The sequence below is a fragment of the Variovorax sp. Varisp36 genome (assembly GCF_047304235.1).
In the GTDB taxonomy this organism is placed as follows: Bacteria; Pseudomonadota; Gammaproteobacteria; order Burkholderiales; family Burkholderiaceae_C; genus Variovorax.
Genome location: NZ_JBGLYU010000007.1, coordinates 77867 through 97303, shown reverse-complemented (window position 1 = coordinate 97303; position 19437 = coordinate 77867). Strand labels below are relative to the sequence as shown.

Genomic DNA, 19437 nt, shown 5'->3' with positions numbered 1-19437 from the left:
TCAGCCCAGACCCAGACGACGAATCGCGCCGCGCGCCGCGGCCGCGCCGCTGGCCATCGACGCTGTCAGCAGGTAGCCGCCGGTCGGCGCCTCCCAGTCGAGCATCTCTCCTGCCGCAAACACGCTGGGCAGCGCGTTCGACATCAGCTGCGCATCCAGCGCGTCGAAGCGCACGCCGCCTGCCGTGCTGATCGCCTCGTCGACCGGCCGCGTCGCGATGAGCTTCAAGGGCACCGCCTTGATCGTCGCGGCCAGTTGCGCGGCGTCCTGCATCGCTTCGCGGCTCAAGGCCTCGTGCAGCACCCCCGCCTTGATGCCCTCGAGCCCCAGCCGGCTCTTGAGATGGCTGCTGAGCGAACGCGCGCCGCGAGGGTGCGTCACTGCGGCCAATACCTGTTCGGCACTGCGGTCGGGCAGCAGATCCAGCAACAGCGTCGCGCTGCCCTTCGCGGCAATCTCGTCGCGCAGCAGCGCCGACGCCGCATAGATCAGGCTGCCTTCGATCCCCTTGGCCGTCGCGACGAACTCGCCCTTGCGCGCAAAGTGCCTCCCGTGGCTGTCGGTGAACGAGATCGCGACCGACTTGAACGGCTGCCCGGCAAAGCGGCTGGAGAAATGCTCACTCCAGCCGGTGCCGTCGAAGCCTGAATTGGCCGCCAGCAGCGGCGCCACTTCCACACCCTGCGCCTGAAGCCACGGCACCCACGCGCCATCGGAGCCGAGGCGAGCCCAACTCGCGCCGCCAAGCGCCAGCACTACCGCATCGGCCTTTGCAGCAATGCCGCCGGCAGGCGTCGCGAACCGCAGCGACGCCGTGTCGAAAACCCCATCGCCCATCCAACGATGCCGCATATGAAACTGCACACCCGCCGCGCGCAAACGATGCAACCACGCGCGCAGCAGCGGCGCGGCCTTCATGTCGGTCGGAAACACGCGCCCCGACGTACCGACGAAGGTCTCGATGCCCAGGCCGCTCGCCCATTCGCGCATCTGCTGCGGTCCGAACAGCGCCAGCATCGGTTCGAGCTGCGCGCGGCGCTCGCCGAAGCGGGTCATGAACACATCGAAGGGCTCCGAGTGCGTGAGGTTCAGCCCGCCACGGCCGGCCAGCAGGAACTTGCGGCCGACCGAAGGCATCGCGTCATACACATGCACCTGTGCGCCGGAAGCGCTCAGGACTTCAGCCGCCATCAGGCCGGCAGGTCCGCCGCCGATGACGGCGACGGTAGGGGAAACAGTCATTCGAGATTTACCAGTTCGCCCTGCCCGGTGAGGAACGCGACGCGCACCGTGGCACCGGGATAGGCATGTTGCACCGCTGCGCGATAGCGCTGCATCTGTGCGATCAGCGCAGCGTCCCGTTCGGGGCGCGCCGCAGATTTGTAGTCGAGGATCCACCAGGCGCCGCTGTCGCGCTCGCGCACCAGACGGTCGATGCGCAAGGTCTCGCCTTCATGCACCAGCGTGACTTCGTTGCCATGCCAGTCGACCCTGCGATCGTCCCACACCCAGGCGCCCTCGCCCGCGCGGATGCGCTGCGCCAGCGCGGCGGCACCGCGCGCCTGCTGCGCATCGAGCATGAATTCGCGTGCTGCAGCGCGCACGTGGGCCGCAGGCAGCGGCTCGCCAGGGACAGCCCATTCGAGCAGTCGGTGCATGGCCTGGCCGAAGGCGGCGGCGCGCGCGTCAACGGTGGTGTCTGGCGCTTTCTTGGTGGCAGGTTGTTCGACCAACACGGGCGCCGCAGGCATGCGCTTCATCGAGAAGCTGCCCGCGCCGGAGTCGGTCGGCAAGGCGACCAGCGGCTCGTCGGCCTCGGTAGGCTCGCACAGCGGCTCCAATCGCGCCCACCAGCTGCCTTCGTTGGCGCGCGCCGGGCGCACCGACGACAGCACCAGCCGCTCGCGTGCCCGCGTGGTCGCGACGTAAAGGCCGTTGAGCTCTTCACGATGGCGCGCGCGCTGCTCCTCTTCGAGCAATGCCGCCGTGCAGGCCGGCGGCGTCTTCTCGCTCGCAAGGAACACGAAGCGCGTCGGCGCGCTGTCGCTGCCCTTCCATTCGACCAGCACGCCCATGGTCTGGGCGCGCGGTGGTGCCGCGTCGCAGTCGAGCATGAGAACGGTATCGGCCTCCAGTCCCTTCGCGCCATGCACGGTCAGCAGTTGCACCGCATCGGGCGCGGCAACGGCCGGGGCGCGCACGCCGCCAGCGCGCAACGCACGCACCAGTGCATACGGTGTCGCGAAACGTGCGCCGTCAATCTCGAGCGATGCGGACAGCAGGCCGCGCAGATTGGCCAGCGCGCTCTGGCGCATCGCGGCGGAAACTGCGGCGCCGAATTTCGCGAGCAGATCGCCATCGTGAAAGATCGCGTCTAGCGCGTCGTGGGGCGGCAGTGTCATCAGCCAGCGCTGCCACTTCCTGAGCTTTGTGCCCGCCTCGATCAACGCCGGCGGCAGGCTTTCGTCCTTCAGGATCAGCGCGAACCAGCTCACCGGGCCGCGCTCGCGCTGGCGCAGTGCGAGCTGCACCAGCGCCTCGTCACCGATGCCGAACACCGGCGACTTCAGCGCCCGCGCCAGCGAAAGATCGTGCGCGGGCGACACCAGCGCGTCGATCAGCGCGACCACGTCCTGCACTTCGGGTGCGTCGTGCAGATCGTTCTTCTCTGGCTGCTGCACGGGAATGTGGCGCTGGCGCAATGCGTCCTGCATGGCCGAGAGCCGGCTGCGGCGGCGCGCCAGCACCATGATCTGGCGCGGCGGCGTGCCGTCGGCGATGCGCTGCGCCACCCATTGCGCGGCCTGTTCGCATTCCTTCTGCAGCAGCTGTTCTTCGGGCAGCACGCGCGGTGTGACGAGGCTGTCGCGCCAGTGCAGCATGCCGCCGTCGGCCGGTGCCGCGTCGGACGCATCGCCGAGTGCGTCGCGGTCGATGGCCGGCAGCTTGAGCAGTTCGCCTTCGTCGCCGCGCTCGGTGGTGTGGGCGCGGTAGCCATCGAACTCACCGGCCTCTTGCGCCGCCAGCATCGCCGTATTGACCAGCCCGACCACGGCCCGCGCATTGCGGTGGGTGTGGTCGCAGTTAAGCAACTCGCCGTCGAGCCCTTCGCGCACGAACTTCTTCGCGGCGATGAACACCTGCGGCTCGGCGCGGCGGAAGCGGTAGATGCTCTGCTTCGGGTCGCCCACGATGAACACGCGCGGCGCGCGGCCCTGCGCCCCGGTGTACGCGCTGAGCCAGCCGTACAGCGCCTGCCACTGCAGCGGGTTGGTGTCCTGGAATTCGTCGATCAGCAGGTGCGCAATGCGCGCGTCGAGCCGCTCCTGCACCCAGCCCGACAGCGCCGACTGGCCGAGCAGCAGTTGCGCGGCCTGCTCGACGTCGTTCATGTCGACCCAGCCGTGGGCACGCTTCACATCGGCAAAGGCTGCGATCAGCAGGCGTGTGAGGCGCGTCATGCGCTGCTGGTAGAGCCATGCGGCGTGCTGGGCCTGCGCGCCGCACAGCACCTGCAGCTCGGCCTCGGCTTCCTGCGCGGCGGGGAACTTCTGCAGGTTCTTGTTGAGGCGATCTTCGGTGGCGATGAAGAAGTTCTTGCGCAGGTGCGCGAGCGCGGCCGCCAGCGAATCGGCTGGAGGCTCGCCCATGCCGAACACGTCGATGATGGCCTCGGCCGCCTTCTGCGGCGTCTTGTTGCTCTCGCGGCCGAGCGCGGCGGCGCGGTCAAGCCAACGGCGGCGCACCGGCTCGCCGAGCAAGGCCTCGGTCGGTTCATCAAGGCCTTCGAGCGACGGAAAGAACACGCTGAAATGCTGGACGGCATTCTCTGCATCGGCCAGTGAGAACTCGACGCGCTTCGAGAGCGCCTCGCTCAGGGCCTTGGCCGTCTGCGAGCGGCCGTGCGTCGCGACGACGGCGTAGTAATCGGCCAGCGCATTCTTGTCGGCGGTGACGGCCTCGAAGAAGGGCCGCCACGTGTGGCCGCGCGCCTCGGCGTCGTCTTCGAGCAGTTCGTAGTTCGACGGCAGGCCCAGCTCGCGCAGCACCGCGAGCGGCGCATTGCGCAGCAGGCCCGCGAACCAGGCGTGGAAGGTGCGGAACTGCACCGGCCTGCCGCCTTCGAGCAGGCGCCTGTAGAGGCCCTTCAGGCGCGGCACGGCGGCCAATGCGGCCGCCGGCTCGACGCCGCGCATCACGAGCTGGCCGACCAGTTCTTCCGGCGTCCGTTCGGCAAAATCCTCGAGCCACTGGTCGAGCCGCTCGCGCATCTCGCCGGCCGCCTTCTTCGTGAAGGTGATGGCCAGGATCTCATGCGGCTCGCAGGCAGACTCGCCTTCTTCGAGCAGCGCGCGCAGGATGCGCGACACCAGCATCCAGGTCTTGCCCGCGCCCGCACAGGCTTCGACGGCGACCGAGCGGCGCGGGTCGCAGGCGACGGTATAGAAGGCCTCGCGCGTGACGTGCCGGCCGTTGTGTTCGTAGGCAGCGCCGTTCATTTCGCAATGCCCCCGGGCCGGGGGACCTCGTTGCCCCAGAAGTCCTTGCGGCAAAGGCCGCGTGCGGCGCAGTAGTCGCAGACGGCGCCCTCCCCTAATGGCGGCAGTGCTGCCCCCTGCGCAATGCGCGTGAAGTCGTCGATGATGCCGGCCACCAGCGCATCCCGCGCCTCGACCACGGCGGGCTGCTCGACGGTCTGCGTGCCGGAGGACTTTTCCCCGACGTTCACATAGGCCGCACGCAAGGTGTCGTCGGCCACCAGCGCGGCATAGAAGGCCAGTTGCGTGTCTTCGGTCGGGTCTTTCACGCGCTCCTTGCTGACGGCGGCGGACTCGGTCTTGTAGTCGATCACGAAAGCCTGGCCGTCTGGCATGCGGTCGATGCGATCGAGCCGGCCGATCAGCCGCAGCGTGCCCAGGGACTGCTCCTTCCAGGGCTCGGCTTCGACGAAAACCGCGCCGCCCGCCTCGTGCCCCGTCAACCAGTTGAGGTAGCCGTCGCGCACCGCGGGCCAGGCCGCGGCGAAAGGCAGGAACTCGGCTGCGGACAGGCTGAGCTCCTGCGTCGCGCGCCGGGCGGCCTCTTCGATGAGCGCGGTGCGTTCCTGGGCGTCCTGCGTCGCAGCCTCAGCCAGCGTCTCGTGGAAGTGACCAAGCACGGCATGCAGCCAGTTGCCGAAGTCGCGCTTGTCGATCTCGGCATCGAGCTCGTCGGCGCTGCGCAGGCCCAACTGCCGCAACGCGAAGAAGCGGTAGGGGCAGCGGCGCAGGTCTTCGTACACGCTGGTCGAGATGTTCTCCAGTGGCAGGAGCGCGCCGGAAGGGGTCGGATATTCGGTTGGCTGCACGGTCACGTCGCGCGGCGTGCGCGGATCGGCCGAGGGCTGCAGCGCGTGATCGAGCTGCAGCGCCTGCACCAGCGGACTGGGCCGTACCGGCTCGCCGCTGGCGTCGGACTGGCGCCAGATCAACTCGCACGACGAGTTGTGCAGGGCCGCGGCCCAGGCCGCGCGTTGCGCAGCTTCGAGCGTTTCACGCGACGCCAGGCCCAGTTCGAGTCGTTGGGCGGCGCTCCAGTTGCCGGGCGGCTCGGGCGACGCAGGCAGGCGCCGGTCGTCGCAGCCGGGGATGACCACGGCGCCGAACGCACGGCCCAGCAATTGGTACAGCGGCAGCACGACGACCTTAGGTGCCTGGTCGCCCGCGGGGGGCACGAAGCTCGCGTCTTCCAGCACGTCGCGGACCCAGGCGGTGAATTCGGCCAGCGTGTGGCGCCCGCCGGGGAAATCGTCGTCGTCGCCATGCGCGCCGGCATCGAGCCACAGGGCGCCGATCACTTTGCCGCCCGCGAGGTCTTCGTCGAGCAGCGCCCATTGGCCGCTGGCTTCCAGCAGCTCGCGCAACGCGCGCAGCCAGTCGGCCAGGGGGCGGGACCGGGCCATGGGCGCGCGTCGCGCCTCGATGGCCCCGGTGAAGGACAGCAACGTGGCGTCCTGCGCTTTCTCGCTGCGCGCCACCAAGGCACACCAGGCCAACCAGTCGCGCAGGCCCTCGCGGCGCAAGCGGGCTTCGAGCAGTTGCACAGCCGGTGCATCGCCATCGGCGCCGCTCTTGAGCCATTCGAGCACCTGGTCGCTGGCGGCGTCGTGGGCGCAGGCGCGCAGCGCGCTCATCAGCGTGGCGGCAGCGCGCGTGGTCGACAGCTTCCAGCCCGTTTCGTCGTGCGTGACGATACCTTGCGCACTCAGCTGGGCACTGATGCGGCGCGTGAGGGCGCGGTCGGTTGCGATCAAGGCGACCGGTGCGCGGTCTTCGGCGAGGTGGCGCAGCACGCAGGCGGCGGCGAGTTCGGCTTCGTCTTCGGGGTCGAGGGCGACGTGCGAAACCGCAGCCTGCGTGGGCGCGCCCGAAGGCACGAGCGAGAGATGAAGAGCGCGGTCGCCCCACAGCTTGCAGAGCGACTGCGTGAGCGGATCGGCCAGGAAGCCCTCGAGCACGATCAGCGCGTCGACCTGCGCGCGCGTGCTGTCGCGCAGGAGCACGTCGGTGGCATAGCCCGAGGTCGAGGCCCACGCGACGGCGATGCGGATCAGCGCGCTCTCGATGCGAAACCATTCCGACTCGCTGCCCGCCTCGGCCACGCCCGCCGCGCGTTGCGCCCATTCGCCGCCCCGCTCTTCGGGACTCACGGCAGCTGCAAGAGGGGCCAGTTGATACGCCAGTTCGACGACGCGGCCGGCAAGGGCGAAGCGCTCGGCGCTGAAACCGGCTTGCGACAGCAGCGCCTGCGCCGTGACCAAGTCGCGCGCCATGTCGTGCGCGATGTCGTAGCCGGCCGGCACGAAGCCGCCCGCGCTGCGGGCCCAGTTATGGGTGGTCTCGAAGCGCGGCACGAAGCCTGGGCTGCCGCAGCGGGCCCACATGGCGCGCGCCACGGCCATCAACTGCGCGTAGGGCACCAGCACCACGGTGCGGGCGGCATGCAGCTGGCGATCGGCCAGCGCGCGGACGATCCGCGCAACGACGCCATTGGCGGGATCGCACCACAGGGCCTGGACAGGGAGGCCTTCGTTCATGTTCTATCGAGGGGTTGGAGAGCGCGTGGACGTGACGCACAAGGGCTTTTGGCTATCGCCGCCATAGCGTCCCCGCACGGCACGCCACCCCTTGGTTTCTGTCACAATGACCAGCACTTTAGCTGCACCGAAACTCTCTGCGCACAAGGACCCACACATGGCCAGCGAACTCATCAAACACATCTCCGATTCCTCCTTCGAGGCCGACGTGCTCAAGTCCAGCCAGCCCGTGCTGGTCGATTACTGGGCCGAATGGTGCGGTCCCTGCAAGATGATCGCCCCGATCCTCGACGAAGTGTCGACCGCCTACGAAGGCAAGCTGAAGATCGCCAAGCTGAACGTGGACGAGAACCGCGACATTCCCGCCAAGTTCGGCATTCGCGGCATCCCCACGCTGATGCTGTTCAAGGACGGCCAGTTGGCCGCCACCAAGGTCGGCGCCATGAGCAAGGCGCAACTCACGGCCTTCATCGACCAGCAGCTCGCCTGAGCGATTTCCACCGGCCAGCGCGCAATGCGTTGGCCGGCGCGTTTTTCCTGTCATAATCTCCCACAGATCACCGGCCCTTTATCCAGGCAACCGGTTCGAGTTCCCCGGTTGGTGAGGCACCTCTCGCTTCACACCCAACCTCCCCCCGTTTTCCGTTCGATTACCCCGCGAGGGGTCATTCCATGCACTTAAACGAACTCAAGGCACTCCACGTGTCTGAAGTCCTCAAGCAAGCCGAAGCGCTTGAGATCGAAAACGTCGGCCGCATGCGCAAGCAGGAGTTGATGTTCGCGATCATCAAGAAGCGCGCCAAGGCCGGCGAACAGGTCTTCGCCGACGGCGTGCTCGAAATACTGCCCGACGGCTTCGGCTTCCTGCGCAGCCCAGACACCAGCTTCACGGCCAGCACGGACGACATCTACATCTCGCCGAGCCAGGTGCGCCGCTTCAACCTGCACACCGGCGACATGATCGAAGGCGAGGTGCGCACGCCCAAGGATGGCGAGCGCTATTTCGCGCTGACCAAGCTCGACAAGGTCAACGACGGTCCGCCCGAGCAGAACAAGCACAAGGTGATGTTCGAAAACCTGACGCCGCTGTTCCCCAAGGAGCAGATGAAGCTCGAGCGCGACGGCATCAAGGGCGACGAGAACATCACGGGCCGCATCATCGACATCATCGCTCCCATCGGCAAGGGCCAGCGCGCCCTGCTCGTGGCGCCGCCCAAGAGCGGCAAGACGGTGATGATGCAGCACATCGCCCACGCGATCAGCGCCAACTACCCCGACGTCCACATGATGGTGCTGCTCGTCGACGAGCGCCCTGAAGAAGTGACCGAAATGCAGCGCACGGTGAAGGGCGAAGTCATTGCTTCGACCTTCGACGAGCCCGCAGCGCGCCACGTGCACGTCGCCGAAATGGTGATCGAGCGCGCCAAGCGCCTGGTCGAACTGAAGAAGGACGTGGTGATCCTGCTCGACTCGATCACCCGCCTCGCCCGCGCCTACAACAACGTCGTGCCCTCGTCGGGCAAGGTGCTGACCGGCGGTGTGGATTCGAATGCGCTGCAGCGTCCCAAGCGCTTCCTGGGCGCCGCGCGCAACGTGGAAGAAGGCGGCTCGCTGACCATCATCGGCACCGCGCTGATCGACACCGGCAGCCGCATGGACGAAGTGATCTTCGAAGAGTTCAAGGGCACCGGCAACTCCGAAATCCACCTCGACCGCCGCCTCTACGAAAAGCGCGTGTTCCCCTCGATCCAGCTCAACCGCAGCGGCACCCGCCGCGAAGAATTGCTGTTGGCACCGGAGATCCTGCAGAAGACCCGCATCCTGCGCCAGCTCATGTACAACATGGACGAGATCGAGTCGATGGAGCTGATGCTCAAGAACATGAAGGCGACGAAGACGAATGTCGAGTTCTTCGACATGATGCGTCGCGGCGGCTGAGCACCACGCTCTTCCGCAAAAGCGCGTTGGCCCTCGAGGGCCGACGCGCTTTTTTCATGGGCGCTCGATGCGGATGGCGCGGCCTTCGACGGCGCTCTGGCGGCCGATGTCGAGCAACTCCATCAGCGCGACGGCCTGCTCGGGCGGCACGGGGTTCGGGCCGTGGCCGAGGATCGCGTCGCGGACCGCAGCGTAGTAGTCGACGTAGTTGCCTGGCCGCGTCGGCAAGGCGCGAAAGCGCGGCGCCCCATCGCTGCCGATCAGCGTGAGCTCGCCATCGAGCGGATCGGCGCCCCACCCCACGGCCGGCGGCCGCTGCCCGGCGCGCAGCGCATCCTCCTGGGTATCGACGCCGTGCTTGACGTAGCTGCCACGCGTGCCGTGCACGATGTAGCGCGGCGCCGCATGGGCGGCGAGCGTCGTCGAATGCAGCACCACGCGCAGCGGCGCATGCGGCCCCAGCTCGTAGCGCAGCACGGCATGAAAGTAGTCTTCGACCACAGCACCGTCGCGCAGCACGGCGGTGTCGAGCTGGATCGTGTCGGGCCGGCCGAAAAGCTGCACCGCCTGATCGACCAGATGGGCGCCCAGGTCCACCCACAGGCCCGACCCCGGCACGGCCTGCTCGCGCCAGCGCGCCTTCACCTCGGGCCGGAAGCGGTCGAAATGCGACTCCAGGTACACCGGCCGGCCCAATTCGCCGGACGCCAGGACATCCTTGAGGGTCAGGAAATCGGCATCGAAACGCCGGTTCTGATACACCGCCAAGACAAGGTTGTTGCGCTTGGACAACGCCTCGAGCTCCCGCGCCTCAGCCACATCGAGCGTGAAAGGCTTGTCCACCACCACGTGCTTGCCGGCCTCCAGCGCTGCCTTGGCGACCGGATGGTGCTGTGCATTGGGCGTCGCGACCACGACGAGGTCGATGTCGGCGCGGGCCACCAGCGCCGCCACGTCGGGCACCACGGGCACACCGGGCCAGTCGGCGTGCACTTTGTGCGGCTGCGAACTCACCACTGCGGCCAGTTCGAGCCCCGGAACGGCCGAAAGCACCGGCGCATGGAAGGTCTGGCCGGCAAAACCGTAGCCGACGAGGCCGGCGCGCAAAGGTGCGGAGGTCATGGAAGGGTTCCGTTTGCTCGAAAATAGGGCAGTATGCGATAATCGTGGGCTCCGCGAAAAGTGCGGCTGGGCAGCTTCGCCCGGCCTCCTGGATTTCCCAGGGCAGCGCGCCAGACCATTGGCACGCTGGTGGCTCTCGCATCGACCGCGCATTGATTCCAACAGCGCAAAAGGAAAAACCATGGCAAAAGAAGGCATCCACCCGAATTACCGCGAAATCCTGTTCGTCGACATGTCGAACGGCTTCAAGTTCGTGACCCGTTCGTGCGCGAACACCAAGGAAATGGGCAAGACCGACGACGGTCGCGAGCTCCCCCTGTTCAAGCTCGACACCACCAGCGAATCGCACCCGTTCTACACCGGCACGCAGAAGTCGGTCGACAACATGGGCGGCCGCGTCGAGAAGTTCCGCAACCGTTTCGGCAAGACCACCGGCGCTGCTTCGAAGTAAGGCACGCGCTTTCGCGTCGAGGGCAGCCCGGTTTACCGCGCTGCCCTTTTTCTTTCTGAATTCCGCCTCTTTCGCCACTTGAACCAGCCCACCCCCGCGATCGTTGCCCAGAGTGCCGTGCGCCGGCTGCCGCGCATCGCGTTGCTTCTGCTGTGCGCGGCCTACCTGCTGCCGGGCCTGGTCGGCCGAGGCCCCTGGAAGAGCGCGGACATCACGGCCTTCGGCTACATGGCCGAACTGGCCCGCAGCACCGAAGGCATCGCGCGCTGGTTCGATCCTCTCCTGCTGGGCCTGCGCCCCGAAACGCCCGCGCTGATCCCGTACTGGATCGGCGCCCTGGCGATCAAGATCGCGCCGTCGTGGCTGAACCCCGACCTGGCCGTGCGAATCGCATTCGCGTTCCTGCTCTGGGGCACCTTCACGGCCAGCTGGTATGCGGTGTACTACCTGGCCCGCACGGCGCGTGCCCAGCCCGTGGCCTTCGCCTTCGGCGGGGAGGCACGGCCGACCGACTACGCACGCGCGATTGCCGACGGCGGCCTGCTGGCACTGATCGCCTGCCTCGGCCTCGCCCAGCTTGGCCACGAGACCACGCCCGCGCTGGCACAGCTGTTCTTTGCCTCGCACCTGTTCTACGGCGTGGCCGCACTGCCCTATCGCCGTGCGGGCCCGTTGATCGCACTGACGGTGGGCACCATCGGCATCACGCTGAGCGGTGCGCCCACCGTGGGGCTCGCGCTGGCCGTCGGCAGCGTGCTGTACATCGCCTACGAGCGCCGGCTCGCCATGCAGTCCGAGCGCGAGAACATCAACGACGAAGACAACGGCCCCGGCTACACGCGAGGCGCCCTCCTCGCGATGACTGGCATTACCGCGCTGGCGGCGGTGCTCGTGTTCGGGCTGAAGCTGCCGACATGGAAGATCACCGTGCTCGGCGGTTCGCTGCTCGGCGACGCACGCAGCCAGGCCAAGCTGCTGCTGTGGTTCACTTGGCCGGTCTGGCCGCTTGCCATCTGGACGCTCTGGCGCTGGCGGCGGCAGCTCACGGCACGCCACGTCGCGCTGCCCTTCTGGTTCGCGCTGGTGCCGCTGGCGGCCACCTGGACCACCGACTACTCCGACCGCTCGCTGCTGCTGGCGCTACCCGCGTTCGCCACCCTGGCCGCCTTCGCCCTGCCCACCTTCAGGCGCAGCGCAGCGGCGCTGATCGACTGGTTCAACGTGCTGTTCTTCAGCGGCCTGGCCGTGCTCGGCTGGATCTACTGGGTCGCCATGCAGACCGGCGTGCCGCCCAAGCCCGCCGCCAGCGTGGCGCGGCTGGTGCCCGGCTTCGTGCCCGAGTTTTCTCCCATTGCCGTGGCTCTCGCGGCGGCCGCGACCATTGCCTGGTGCTGGCTGGTGCGCTGGCGCACGGGGCGGCACCGTGCCGCGCTCTGGAAGACGCTGGTGCTGCCGGCCGGCGGTACGGCGCTGTGCTGGATGCTGCTGATGACGCTGTGGCTGCCGCCCATCGACTACGCGCGCAGCTACGTGCCGCAGGTGCGGGCCGTGGCCGAACGTGTCGGCCAGCCGCGCTGCATCGCGGAACTCGCGCTCAGCCGCCCGCACATCGCGGCCCTGCGCCACCACGGCAACTTCAACGTGCAACCGCTGCTGCTGGGCACCGATTGCCCATGGTTGCTGGCGAGCCCAGAGACCATCGAGCGCCTGCACACCATCATTCCCTTCGACCAGTGGCGCTTTGCCGGCACGCTGCGCCGACCCAGCAGCGCGGCCGACGACCTCCTGCTCTACCAGAAGATCACGCCACAGTGAGGGGCGGCGAACGGGCCCTGATCGCGCGGCACGCGGGCACCGTGCTCGCCGGGCAGCTGGCCGTGATGGCTTTCGGCGTGGCCGACACCATCATCGCCGGGCGCTACTCCGAACAAGCACTGGCCGCCCTGTCGGTCGGCGCCGCCATCTTCGTCAGCGTGTACGTCTCGCTGATGGGCGTCCTGCAGGCACTGCTGCCGGTCTGGGCCGAACTGCATGGCGGCGGCCGCGCCGGCGAGGTGGGCCGCTCGGTGCGGCAATCGCTCTACCTGGCCGCCATTGCCATCGTGGCCGGCATGGCGATCCTGCTGCTGCCCGACGCGGCGCTGCGGTGGACCCAGGTGCCGGCTGCAATGCGCGGCGAAGTCGAGGCCTATCTGGCGGTGCTGGCCTTTGCACTGGCGCCGGCCCTGCTCTTTCGCCTATTCAGCACGCTCAACCAGAGCCTGGGCAAGCCCCAGCTCGTGACATGGCTGCAGCTCGGTTCGCTGGCCGTGAAGCTGCCGCTGTCGATCTGGTTCACCTTCGGTGGCGCGGGCCTGCCGGCCATGGGCCTCGTGGGCTGCGGCTGGGCCACGCTGTGCGTGAACTGGGCGATGCTGGGCTGCGCCATCTGGCTGTTGCGCAACCGCGCGTTTTATCGCGACTACGGGCTCTGGAAGCGCATCGAGGCGCCCGACTGGCAGCAGATCCGCAAGTTCGCGCGGCTCGGCGTGCCAGGCGGCTTGGCGGTGCTGGTCGAAGTGACCTCGTTCACGCTGATGGCCTTGTTCATCGCCCGCCTTGGCACGGCGGCCGCGGCGGCGCACCAGATCGCGTCGAACCTGCTGGCCGTGGCCTACATGACCCCGCTGTCGCTGGCCATCGCGACCAGCGCGCGCGTGAGCTTCTGGCTCGGTGCCGGGGATGCGGCCAGGGCCCGGCACGCCTGTCGCCTGGGCTTCGAGCTGACCGCGCTGTGCGCTTTGTTCTACGCCGCCGCCATGGCTGCGCTGCGCTACGAGCTCGCCAACGTGTATTCAGACAACCCCGCTGTGATCGCGATGGCCGGCGCACTGCTGCTGGCGGTGGCCATGTATCACTTCGCCGATGCGGTGCAGACCTTCTGCGTGTTCGTGCTGCGGTGCTACCGGGTCACGCTGGCGCCGCTGGTGATCTATTGCGCGATGCTGTGGGGACTGGGCCTCGGCGGAAGCTACCTGCTGGCGTACCGCGGACTTGGCCCCTGGGCGGCCATGCAATCGCCGCTGGCGTTCTGGATCATGAGCGCCTTCGCGCTGGCGCTGACGGCCCTGCTGTTCGGCGCGCTGCTGCGTTGGACGATGCGCCAGCGCGCTTGACAAGAGCTGCCTGCTACCTGGCCAGCACGCGCGCTTCCCGCACGCGCACTGCGGGAAACACCAGCGCAAAGCGCGAACCCTTGCCCACCGTGCTTTCGATGCGCAGCTCGGTGCCGTGCCGCTGTGCAATGTGCTTGACGATGGCCAGCCCCAGCCCTGTGCCGCCTGTCTCGCGCGAACGGCTGCGGTCGATGCGGTAGAAGCGCTCAGTCAGCCGGGGAATGTGCTCGGCGGCAATGCCGGGACCCGTGTCTTTCACCGCGTATTCGCCACGCCCGTCAGGCAGCACCCGCCAGCTCACCGCCACCTCGCCGCCGCCTGGCGTGTAGCGGATGGCATTGCTCAGCAGGTTCGACATCGCGCTCTGCAGCTCGGTCGGTGCGCCCGACACTTCGGACTCGGCTTCGATGGTGAACGACAGCCGGTGTCCCTGCGGCGCCACACGGCCCGACAGCCCGCGGCCCTCGTCTTCGCACTGTGCGAGCAGCGCACGAATGCGGATCCACTGGTTGCCCGAAGGCGCCGCGCTGCCTTCCAGCCGCGACAGCGTCAGCAGGTCGTTCACCAGCGTTTCCATGCGGTGCGACTGCTGCCCCATCAGCGACAGGTAGCGCATGCGTTCGTCCGCGTCGAGCGGCAGGTTCTGCAGCGTCTCGACGAAGCCCGCCAGCACCGTCAGCGGCGTGCGGATTTCGTGCGACACGTTCGCCACGAAATCACGCCGCATCGCCTCGGCCTGCTCCAGCGCCGTGATGTCGCGCGTCAGAAGCATGCGGCGGTTGCCGGCATAGGGATGCACCTGCACCGACAGCCGCACCAGGTGGGGGCGCTGATGCGAGTGGCCGGGTCCGGAGGCGTCGATGACCACGTCGCGGCTGTAGTTCCACGATGCAAGGTAGGCGACGAAGGCCGGATCGCGCACGAGGTTCGCCAGATGCTGCGCAAGGTCGCGCTCGGCATCGATGCCGAACTGGCTGGCGGCCGTCTGGTTGCACCATTCGATGCGGCCCTGCTCGTCGAGCAGCACCACGCCATTGGGTGAGGCCTGGATGGCCGCGAGGAACTCCTGCAGCCGCTCTTCGGCTTGCCGCGTCTGCTGCTCGCGGTCACGCAGCAGCTTGCGGATGCGCTCCGACAGCTCGCCCCACACGCCCGCTCCCCTCGTCGGCAGGCCCGCCGCGTCGTTGCGCAGCACCCGCATCAGCCGCTCGGCGCGCCAGGCATCGAGCGCCAGCCAGAGCACCGCGCCCAGCCACGCGCCCAGCCATCCGAACTTCCAGCCAAAAATCGCGACAGCGCCCGCTCCTATTGCAAGGGACGCTATTAAAAAAGTAGCTATGCGAAAAGGCATGGCGGGCGATTATCCGCGCCCGCGGCCAAGGGACGCCACTGCGGTCAAACCGTGACTTGGGCGGTCAGCCGGTAGCCCGCTCCGCGGACGGTTTCGACCATCGGCGCCGCCGCACCCAGCGATTCGCGCAGGCGCTTGACGTGCACGTCGACCGTGCGCTCCTCGATGTAGACGTGGTCGCCCCACACCTTGTCGAGCAGTTGCGCGCGGCTGTGCACGCGCTCGGCATGCTGCATCAGGTAGGCCAGCAGCTTGAACTCGGTCGGCCCGACCTTCAGCGCGCCGCCCTGCCAGGTCACGCGGTGGGTGGAGGTGTCGAGCGCCAGTTCGCCGATCTCGACGCGCTCCGTCACCACTTCCGGCGCCCGGCGACGCAGCACCGCACGGATGCGGGCCAGCATCTCCTGGGTGGAGAAAGGCTTGGTGATGTAGTCGTCGGCACCGGCATCGAGGCCGGCCACCTTGTCGGGCTCGTCGCCGCGCGCGGTCAGCATCAGGATCGGGATGGCCTTGGTGCGCGGGTCCTTGCGCCACTGGCGCGCGAGTTGCAGGCCGCTCTGGCCCGGCAGCATCCAGTCGAGCAGGATCAGGTCCGGCAGGAAGGCGTCGATCTCGCGTTGTGCTGCCGCACCGTCTTCAGACCAGATCGGCTCGAAGCCGTTGTGGCGCAGGTTGACGGCGATCAGCTCGGCGATCGAGGACTCGTCTTCGACGATCAGGACTCGGGGTTTCTTCATGTTATCTGCTCACTTGATGGTCGCCCCGGTCCCTTCCAGCGAACGCCGCGGAACCGGCTTTGCCGGGCCGCTGGCGTTGCCCCCTGCAAGGGGATTGGCGGCCACACGAAGTGGGCAAGCCTGGGGGTTTGTCATTGAAGCGCGGACTCGATTTCCTGCATCGAAGTGTGCCGCACATCGGCGCCCTTGACGATGTAGATGATGAACTCGGCAATGTTCTTGGCGTGGTCGCCGATGCGTTCGATGGCCTTGGCCAGGAACAACAGGTCCAGGCTGGCGGAGATGGTGCGCGGGTCTTCCATCATGTAGGTGACCAGCTTGCGCACGAAACCGTCGAACTCCTTGTCGATCAGGTCGTCGTCCTTCAGGATCGACAGTGCCGCGGCCGTGTCCAGGCGCGCGAAGGCGTCCAGCGCGGTGCGCAGCAGGCCCGAGGCCAGGTCGGCCGCGATGCGCAGCTCGGTCGTCGGCAGCTGGCGGGCCGCACCGCTCTCGATGATCGACTTGACCATGCGCGCGATCTTGTTGGCCTCGTCGCCCACGCGCTCGAGGTTGGCGGTGGTCTTGCTGATGGCGATCAGCAGGCGCAGGTCGCGGGCGGTCGGCTGGCGGCGCGCGATGATGGACGACAGCTCGCGGTCGATGTCGATTTCCATCGCATTGACGCGGTGCTCGGTCTCCATCACGCGGTCGGCGGCTTCGGTGTCGAACTGCAGCAGCGCGTACACAGCCTGGTGAATCTGCGACTCGACCATGCCGCCGAGCTCCATCACACGCGACGAGACGCCGTTGAGTTCGCTGTCGAACTGGCTGGAAAGGTGTTTCTCGGTCATGGTGTCTCCTTAGCCGAAACGGCCGGTGATGTAGTCCTCGGTTTCCTTGCGCTGCGGCTTGAAGAACATCTGTTCCGTCGCACCGAATTCGATCAGGTCGCCGAGGTACATGTAGGCGGTGTAGTCGCTGCAGCGGGCGGCCTGCTGCATGTTATGCGTCACGATGACCACTGTGTATTCATTCTTCAGCTCGGCGATCAGTTCCTCGATCTTCGCGGTGGAGATCGGGTCGAGCGCGGAGCACGGTTCGTCGAGCAGCAGCACTTCGGGCTTGATCGCGATGCCGCGCGCAATGCACAGGCGCTGCTGCTGGCCGCCCGAGAGGCCCGAGCCGCTTTGCTGCAGCTTGTCGCGCACTTCGGTCCACAGGGCGGCCTTCTTCAGGGCCCACTCGACGCGGTCGTCCATTTCGCTGGCCGAGAGATTCTCGAACAGCTTCACGCCGAAGGCGATGTTGTCGTAGATCGACATCGGGAACGGCGTGGGCTTCTGGAACACCATGCCGACCTTGGCGCGGATCAGCGCCACGTCCTGCTTGGAGGTAAGCAGGTTCTCGCCGTCCAGGGCGATGGTGCCTTCGGCACGCTGCTCCGGGTAGAGCTCGAACATGCGGTTGAAGGTCCGCAGCAGAGTCGACTTGCCGCAGCCCGAGGGGCCGATGAAAGCGGTGACCTTGTTCTCGGGAATCTCGAGGTTGATGCCCTTGAGCGCGTGGAACTTGCCGTAGTAGAAGTTCAGGTCCTTGACCGAGATCTTCGAGCGCGACGGTTGTTGTGCGACGGTGTTTGGCATGTTGTCTTCTTCTGGATTCAGTGTTTGGTGCGCGTCAGGACCCGCGCCAGGATGTTGAGGGCGAGCACGGCAATCGTGATCAGGAACACGCCGGCCCATGCCAGCTGTTGCCAGTTCTCGTACGGGCTCATCGCGAACTTGAAGATCGTGACCGGCAGGCTGGCCATCGGCTGGCTCACGTCGGCGGTCCAGAACTGGTTGTTCAGAGCGGTGAAGAGCAGCGGCGCGGTTTCGCCCGCGATGCGCGCCACAGCAAGCAGCACACCCGTGACCACACCGGCGCGTGCAGCGCGCAGCGTGATGCTCAGGATGACCTTCCACTTCGGCGTTCCCAGCGCGTAGGCCGCTTCGCGCAGGCCCGGCGGCACCAGCTGCAGCATGTTCTCGGTGGTGCGGATGACCACCGGGATCACGATCAGTGCAAGCGCCAGCGCACCGGCCAGGCCCGAGAAGGTCTTGAAATAGGCCACCACCACGGCATAGACGAACAGGCCGATCACGATCGACGGCGCCGACAGCAGGATGTCGTTGACGAAACGCGTGACGGATGCGAGCCAGCCCTTGGGGTTGTACTCGGCCAGGTAGATGCCGGCCATGATGCCGATGGGCGTGCCCACGAAGGTGGCCAGCGCCACCATCACGAACGAACCGAAGATCGCGTTCGCGATGCCGCCCACCTCGTTCGGCGGCGGCGTCATCTCGGTGAAGGTGGCGATGGCCAGGCCGCCCACGCCCTGGCGCAGCGTTTCCCAGAGGATCCACACCAGCCAGAACACACCGAAAGCCATCGCAGCGAGCGACAGCGTGAGCGCGATCTTGTTGACGCGGTTGCGCGAAGCGAACCGGGCCTGGCGCGTTTCGGCAAGCGCCTTGGCGTTCAAGAGGTTTTGAGCGGTACTCACGATTTGGCTCCTTCGCTCTTCTTCATCTTGGCCAGCAGCATCTTGGAGAGCGACAGCACGACGAAGGTGATGAAGAACAGCACGAGGCCGAGGTACATCAGAGCAGCCTGGTGCAGGCCCGCGCCGGCTTCGGCGAATTCGTTGGCGAGTGCCGAGGTGATGCTGTTCGCAGCCTCGAACACCGACAGCGAGTTGAGTTGGTTCATGTTGCCGATCACGAACGTGACCGCCATCGTTTCACCCAGCGCCCGGCCCAGGCCGAGCATGATGCCGCCGATGACGCCGGCCTTGGTGTAGGGCAGCACCACCTTGGAGACGACTTCCCAAGTGGTCGAGCCGAGACCGTAGGCCGACTCCTTCAGCAGCGGCGGCGTGACCTCGAACACGTCGCGCATCACCGAGGCGATGAACGGAATGATCATGATCGCCAGGATGATGCCGGCCGACAGAATGCCGATGCCCACCGGCGGGCCGGAGACCAGTGTGCCGAGGTAAGGCACGCCGCCCAGCAGCTTCTGCAGCGGCTGCTGCACCCAGGTGGAAAGGATCGGCCCGAACACCAGCAGGCCCCACATGCCGTACACGATGGAGGGCACCGCCGCCAGCAGTTCGATGGCCGTGCCCAGCGGGCGCTTGAGCCAGCTGGGCGAAAGTTCGGTGAGGAAGAGCGCAATGCCGAAGCTCACGGGCACCGCGATCACCAGCGCGATGATCGAGGTGGCCAGCGTGCCATAGATCATGACCAGGCCGCCGTACTCGTCCTTGACCGGGTCCCACACGCTGCTCGTGAGGAAGCCGAGGCCGTACTTCGAAATGGCGGGCCAGGCGCCGGCGATCAGCGACAGCAGGATGCCGATGAGCATCGCGAGCGTCAGCAACGCGGCGCCCTTGGCGGCCCAGCCGAACAGCCGGTCGGCCATCGGGCCGGAGCGCGCTGCCTTCACGGGCGGCGGAGGGGCGGTGGCACGACCGCGCTCGGCCGCGAGGTCGAGGGAGGTGGCAGCGGCGGGAAAGGTGGATGACACAGGTCGCTCCGGCAAAGACGAAAGCGGCGCGTCCTGGAGCGAGGGTTTGCTCATGG

Annotated in this window: 15 protein-coding genes; 5 read left to right on the top strand and 10 right to left on the bottom strand. The window is 67.5% G+C overall.

All coding sequences use genetic code 11. The features are described 5' to 3' along the window. From ACCD11_RS06770 to ACCD11_RS06760, 3 genes are read right to left on the bottom strand one after another with little or no spacing between them, the layout of a single operon-like run. Nucleotides 1-1242: a TIGR03862 family flavoprotein gene (locus ACCD11_RS06770; protein ID WP_413313125.1), complete on the bottom strand. Its 1242-nt coding sequence runs from the start codon at nt 1240-1242 to the stop codon at nt 1-3. Beyond that, nucleotides 1239-4499: a UvrD-helicase domain-containing protein gene (locus ACCD11_RS06765; RefSeq protein ID WP_413313124.1), complete on the bottom strand. Its 3261-nt coding sequence runs from the start codon at nt 4497-4499 to the stop codon at nt 1239-1241. The genes ACCD11_RS06770 and ACCD11_RS06765 overlap by 4 nt, the downstream gene beginning before the upstream one ends. Further along, nucleotides 4496-7075, bottom strand: coding sequence for a PD-(D/E)XK nuclease family protein (locus tag ACCD11_RS06760; protein ID WP_413313122.1), 2580 nt, complete (start codon nt 7073-7075; stop codon nt 4496-4498). Before ACCD11_RS06760 ends, ACCD11_RS06765 begins: the two co-directional genes overlap by 4 nt. Nucleotides 7076-7232: 157 nt before the next feature. Here ACCD11_RS06760 and trxA point away from each other — a divergent pair, with 157 nt between their 5' ends. Next, the gene (gene trxA / locus ACCD11_RS06755; RefSeq protein ID WP_019653039.1) at nt 7233-7565 is read left to right on the top strand and encodes a thioredoxin TrxA; all 333 of its coding nucleotides are present in this window, start codon (nt 7233-7235) and stop codon (nt 7563-7565) included. 182 nt (nt 7566-7747) lie between these two features. Then, the gene (rho, locus tag ACCD11_RS06750) at nt 7748-9013 is read left to right on the top strand and encodes a transcription termination factor Rho (protein ID WP_007836663.1); all 1266 of its coding nucleotides are present in this window, start codon (nt 7748-7750) and stop codon (nt 9011-9013) included. 54 nt (nt 9014-9067) lie between these two features. Here the strand turns inward: rho and ACCD11_RS06745 are convergent, their stop codons facing one another. Continuing rightward, nucleotides 9068-10135: an oxidoreductase gene (locus ACCD11_RS06745; RefSeq protein WP_413313119.1), complete on the bottom strand. Its 1068-nt coding sequence runs from the start codon at nt 10133-10135 to the stop codon at nt 9068-9070. A gap of 181 nt (nt 10136-10316) precedes the next feature. Here ACCD11_RS06745 and ACCD11_RS06740 point away from each other — a divergent pair, with 181 nt between their 5' ends. The 3 genes from ACCD11_RS06740 (at nt 10317) to ACCD11_RS06730 (ending at nt 13741) form a co-directional block, all read left to right on the top strand. Then, nucleotides 10317-10586 (top strand): type B 50S ribosomal protein L31, encoded by a 270-nt coding sequence (locus tag ACCD11_RS06740; protein ID WP_007836661.1) that lies wholly within the window; start codon nt 10317-10319, stop codon nt 10584-10586. Between the two features lie 78 nt (nt 10587-10664). Further along, nucleotides 10665-12401, top strand: coding sequence for a hypothetical protein (locus ACCD11_RS06735; RefSeq protein WP_007836658.1), 1737 nt, complete (start codon nt 10665-10667; stop codon nt 12399-12401). Then, a complete protein-coding gene (locus tag ACCD11_RS06730) occupies nt 12398-13741 on the top strand; it encodes an MATE family efflux transporter (protein WP_007836656.1) in 1344 nt (447 codons plus the stop codon). Before ACCD11_RS06735 ends, ACCD11_RS06730 begins: the two co-directional genes overlap by 4 nt. Before the next feature lie 13 nt (nt 13742-13754). On the opposite strand, the gene phoR is transcribed toward ACCD11_RS06730, so the two are convergent. The 6 genes from phoR to pstC all read right to left on the bottom strand — a co-directional run bounded on the left by phoR (nt 13755) and on the right by pstC (nt 19435). Beyond that, nucleotides 13755-15092 (bottom strand): phosphate regulon sensor histidine kinase PhoR, encoded by a 1338-nt coding sequence (gene phoR / locus ACCD11_RS06725; protein ID WP_007836654.1) that lies wholly within the window; start codon nt 15090-15092, stop codon nt 13755-13757. 44 nt (nt 15093-15136) lie between these two features. Further along, complete coding sequence (gene phoB, locus ACCD11_RS06720) at nt 15137-15829, bottom strand: phosphate regulon transcriptional regulator PhoB (RefSeq protein ID WP_007836652.1); 693 nt, start codon at nt 15827-15829, stop codon at nt 15137-15139. Between the two features lie 131 nt (nt 15830-15960). After that, nucleotides 15961-16662 carry a phosphate signaling complex protein PhoU gene (phoU, locus tag ACCD11_RS06715; protein WP_007836651.1) on the bottom strand — a complete coding sequence of 234 codons (702 nt, stop codon included), beginning with the start codon at nt 16660-16662 and terminating at the stop codon, nt 15961-15963. Nucleotides 16663-16671: 9 nt separating this feature from the next. Then, complete coding sequence (pstB, locus tag ACCD11_RS06710) at nt 16672-17454, bottom strand: phosphate ABC transporter ATP-binding protein PstB (protein ID WP_007836650.1); 783 nt, start codon at nt 17452-17454, stop codon at nt 16672-16674. A gap of 17 nt (nt 17455-17471) precedes the next feature. Beyond that, the gene (pstA, locus tag ACCD11_RS06705) at nt 17472-18356 is read right to left on the bottom strand and encodes a phosphate ABC transporter permease PstA (RefSeq protein ID WP_007836649.1); all 885 of its coding nucleotides are present in this window, start codon (nt 18354-18356) and stop codon (nt 17472-17474) included. After that, complete coding sequence (pstC, locus tag ACCD11_RS06700; protein WP_413313115.1) at nt 18353-19435, bottom strand: phosphate ABC transporter permease subunit PstC; 1083 nt, start codon at nt 19433-19435, stop codon at nt 18353-18355. The genes pstA and pstC overlap by 4 nt, the downstream gene beginning before the upstream one ends. Nucleotides 19436-19437 lie beyond the last annotated feature (2 nt).

Bases quoted from the DNA above. Each gene is read 5' to 3' on its own strand.
- ACCD11_RS06770 (WP_413313125.1), bottom strand. From the start codon at position 1,242: ATGACTGTTTCCCCTACCGTCGCCGTCATCGGCGGCGGACCTGCCGGC.
- ACCD11_RS06765 (WP_413313124.1), bottom strand. From the start codon at position 4,499: ATGAACGGCGCTGCCTACGAACACAACGGCCGGCACGTCACGCGCGAG.
- ACCD11_RS06760 (WP_413313122.1), bottom strand. From the start codon at position 7,075: ATGAACGAAGGCCTCCCTGTCCAGGCCCTGTGGTGCGATCCCGCCAAT.
- trxA (WP_019653039.1), top strand. From the start codon at position 7,233: ATGGCCAGCGAACTCATCAAACACATCTCCGATTCCTCCTTCGAGGCC.
- rho (WP_007836663.1), top strand. From the start codon at position 7,748: ATGCACTTAAACGAACTCAAGGCACTCCACGTGTCTGAAGTCCTCAAG.
- ACCD11_RS06745 (WP_413313119.1), bottom strand. From the start codon at position 10,135: ATGACCTCCGCACCTTTGCGCGCCGGCCTCGTCGGCTACGGTTTTGCC.
- ACCD11_RS06740 (WP_007836661.1), top strand. From the start codon at position 10,317: ATGGCAAAAGAAGGCATCCACCCGAATTACCGCGAAATCCTGTTCGTC.
- phoR (WP_007836654.1), bottom strand. From the start codon at position 15,092: ATGCCTTTTCGCATAGCTACTTTTTTAATAGCGTCCCTTGCAATAGGA.
- phoB (WP_007836652.1), bottom strand. From the start codon at position 15,829: ATGAAGAAACCCCGAGTCCTGATCGTCGAAGACGAGTCCTCGATCGCC.
- phoU (WP_007836651.1), bottom strand. From the start codon at position 16,662: ATGACCGAGAAACACCTTTCCAGCCAGTTCGACAGCGAACTCAACGGC.
- pstB (WP_007836650.1), bottom strand. From the start codon at position 17,454: ATGCCAAACACCGTCGCACAACAACCGTCGCGCTCGAAGATCTCGGTC.
- pstC (WP_413313115.1), bottom strand. From the start codon at position 19,435: ATGAGCAAACCCTCGCTCCAGGACGCGCCGCTTTCGTCTTTGCCGGAG.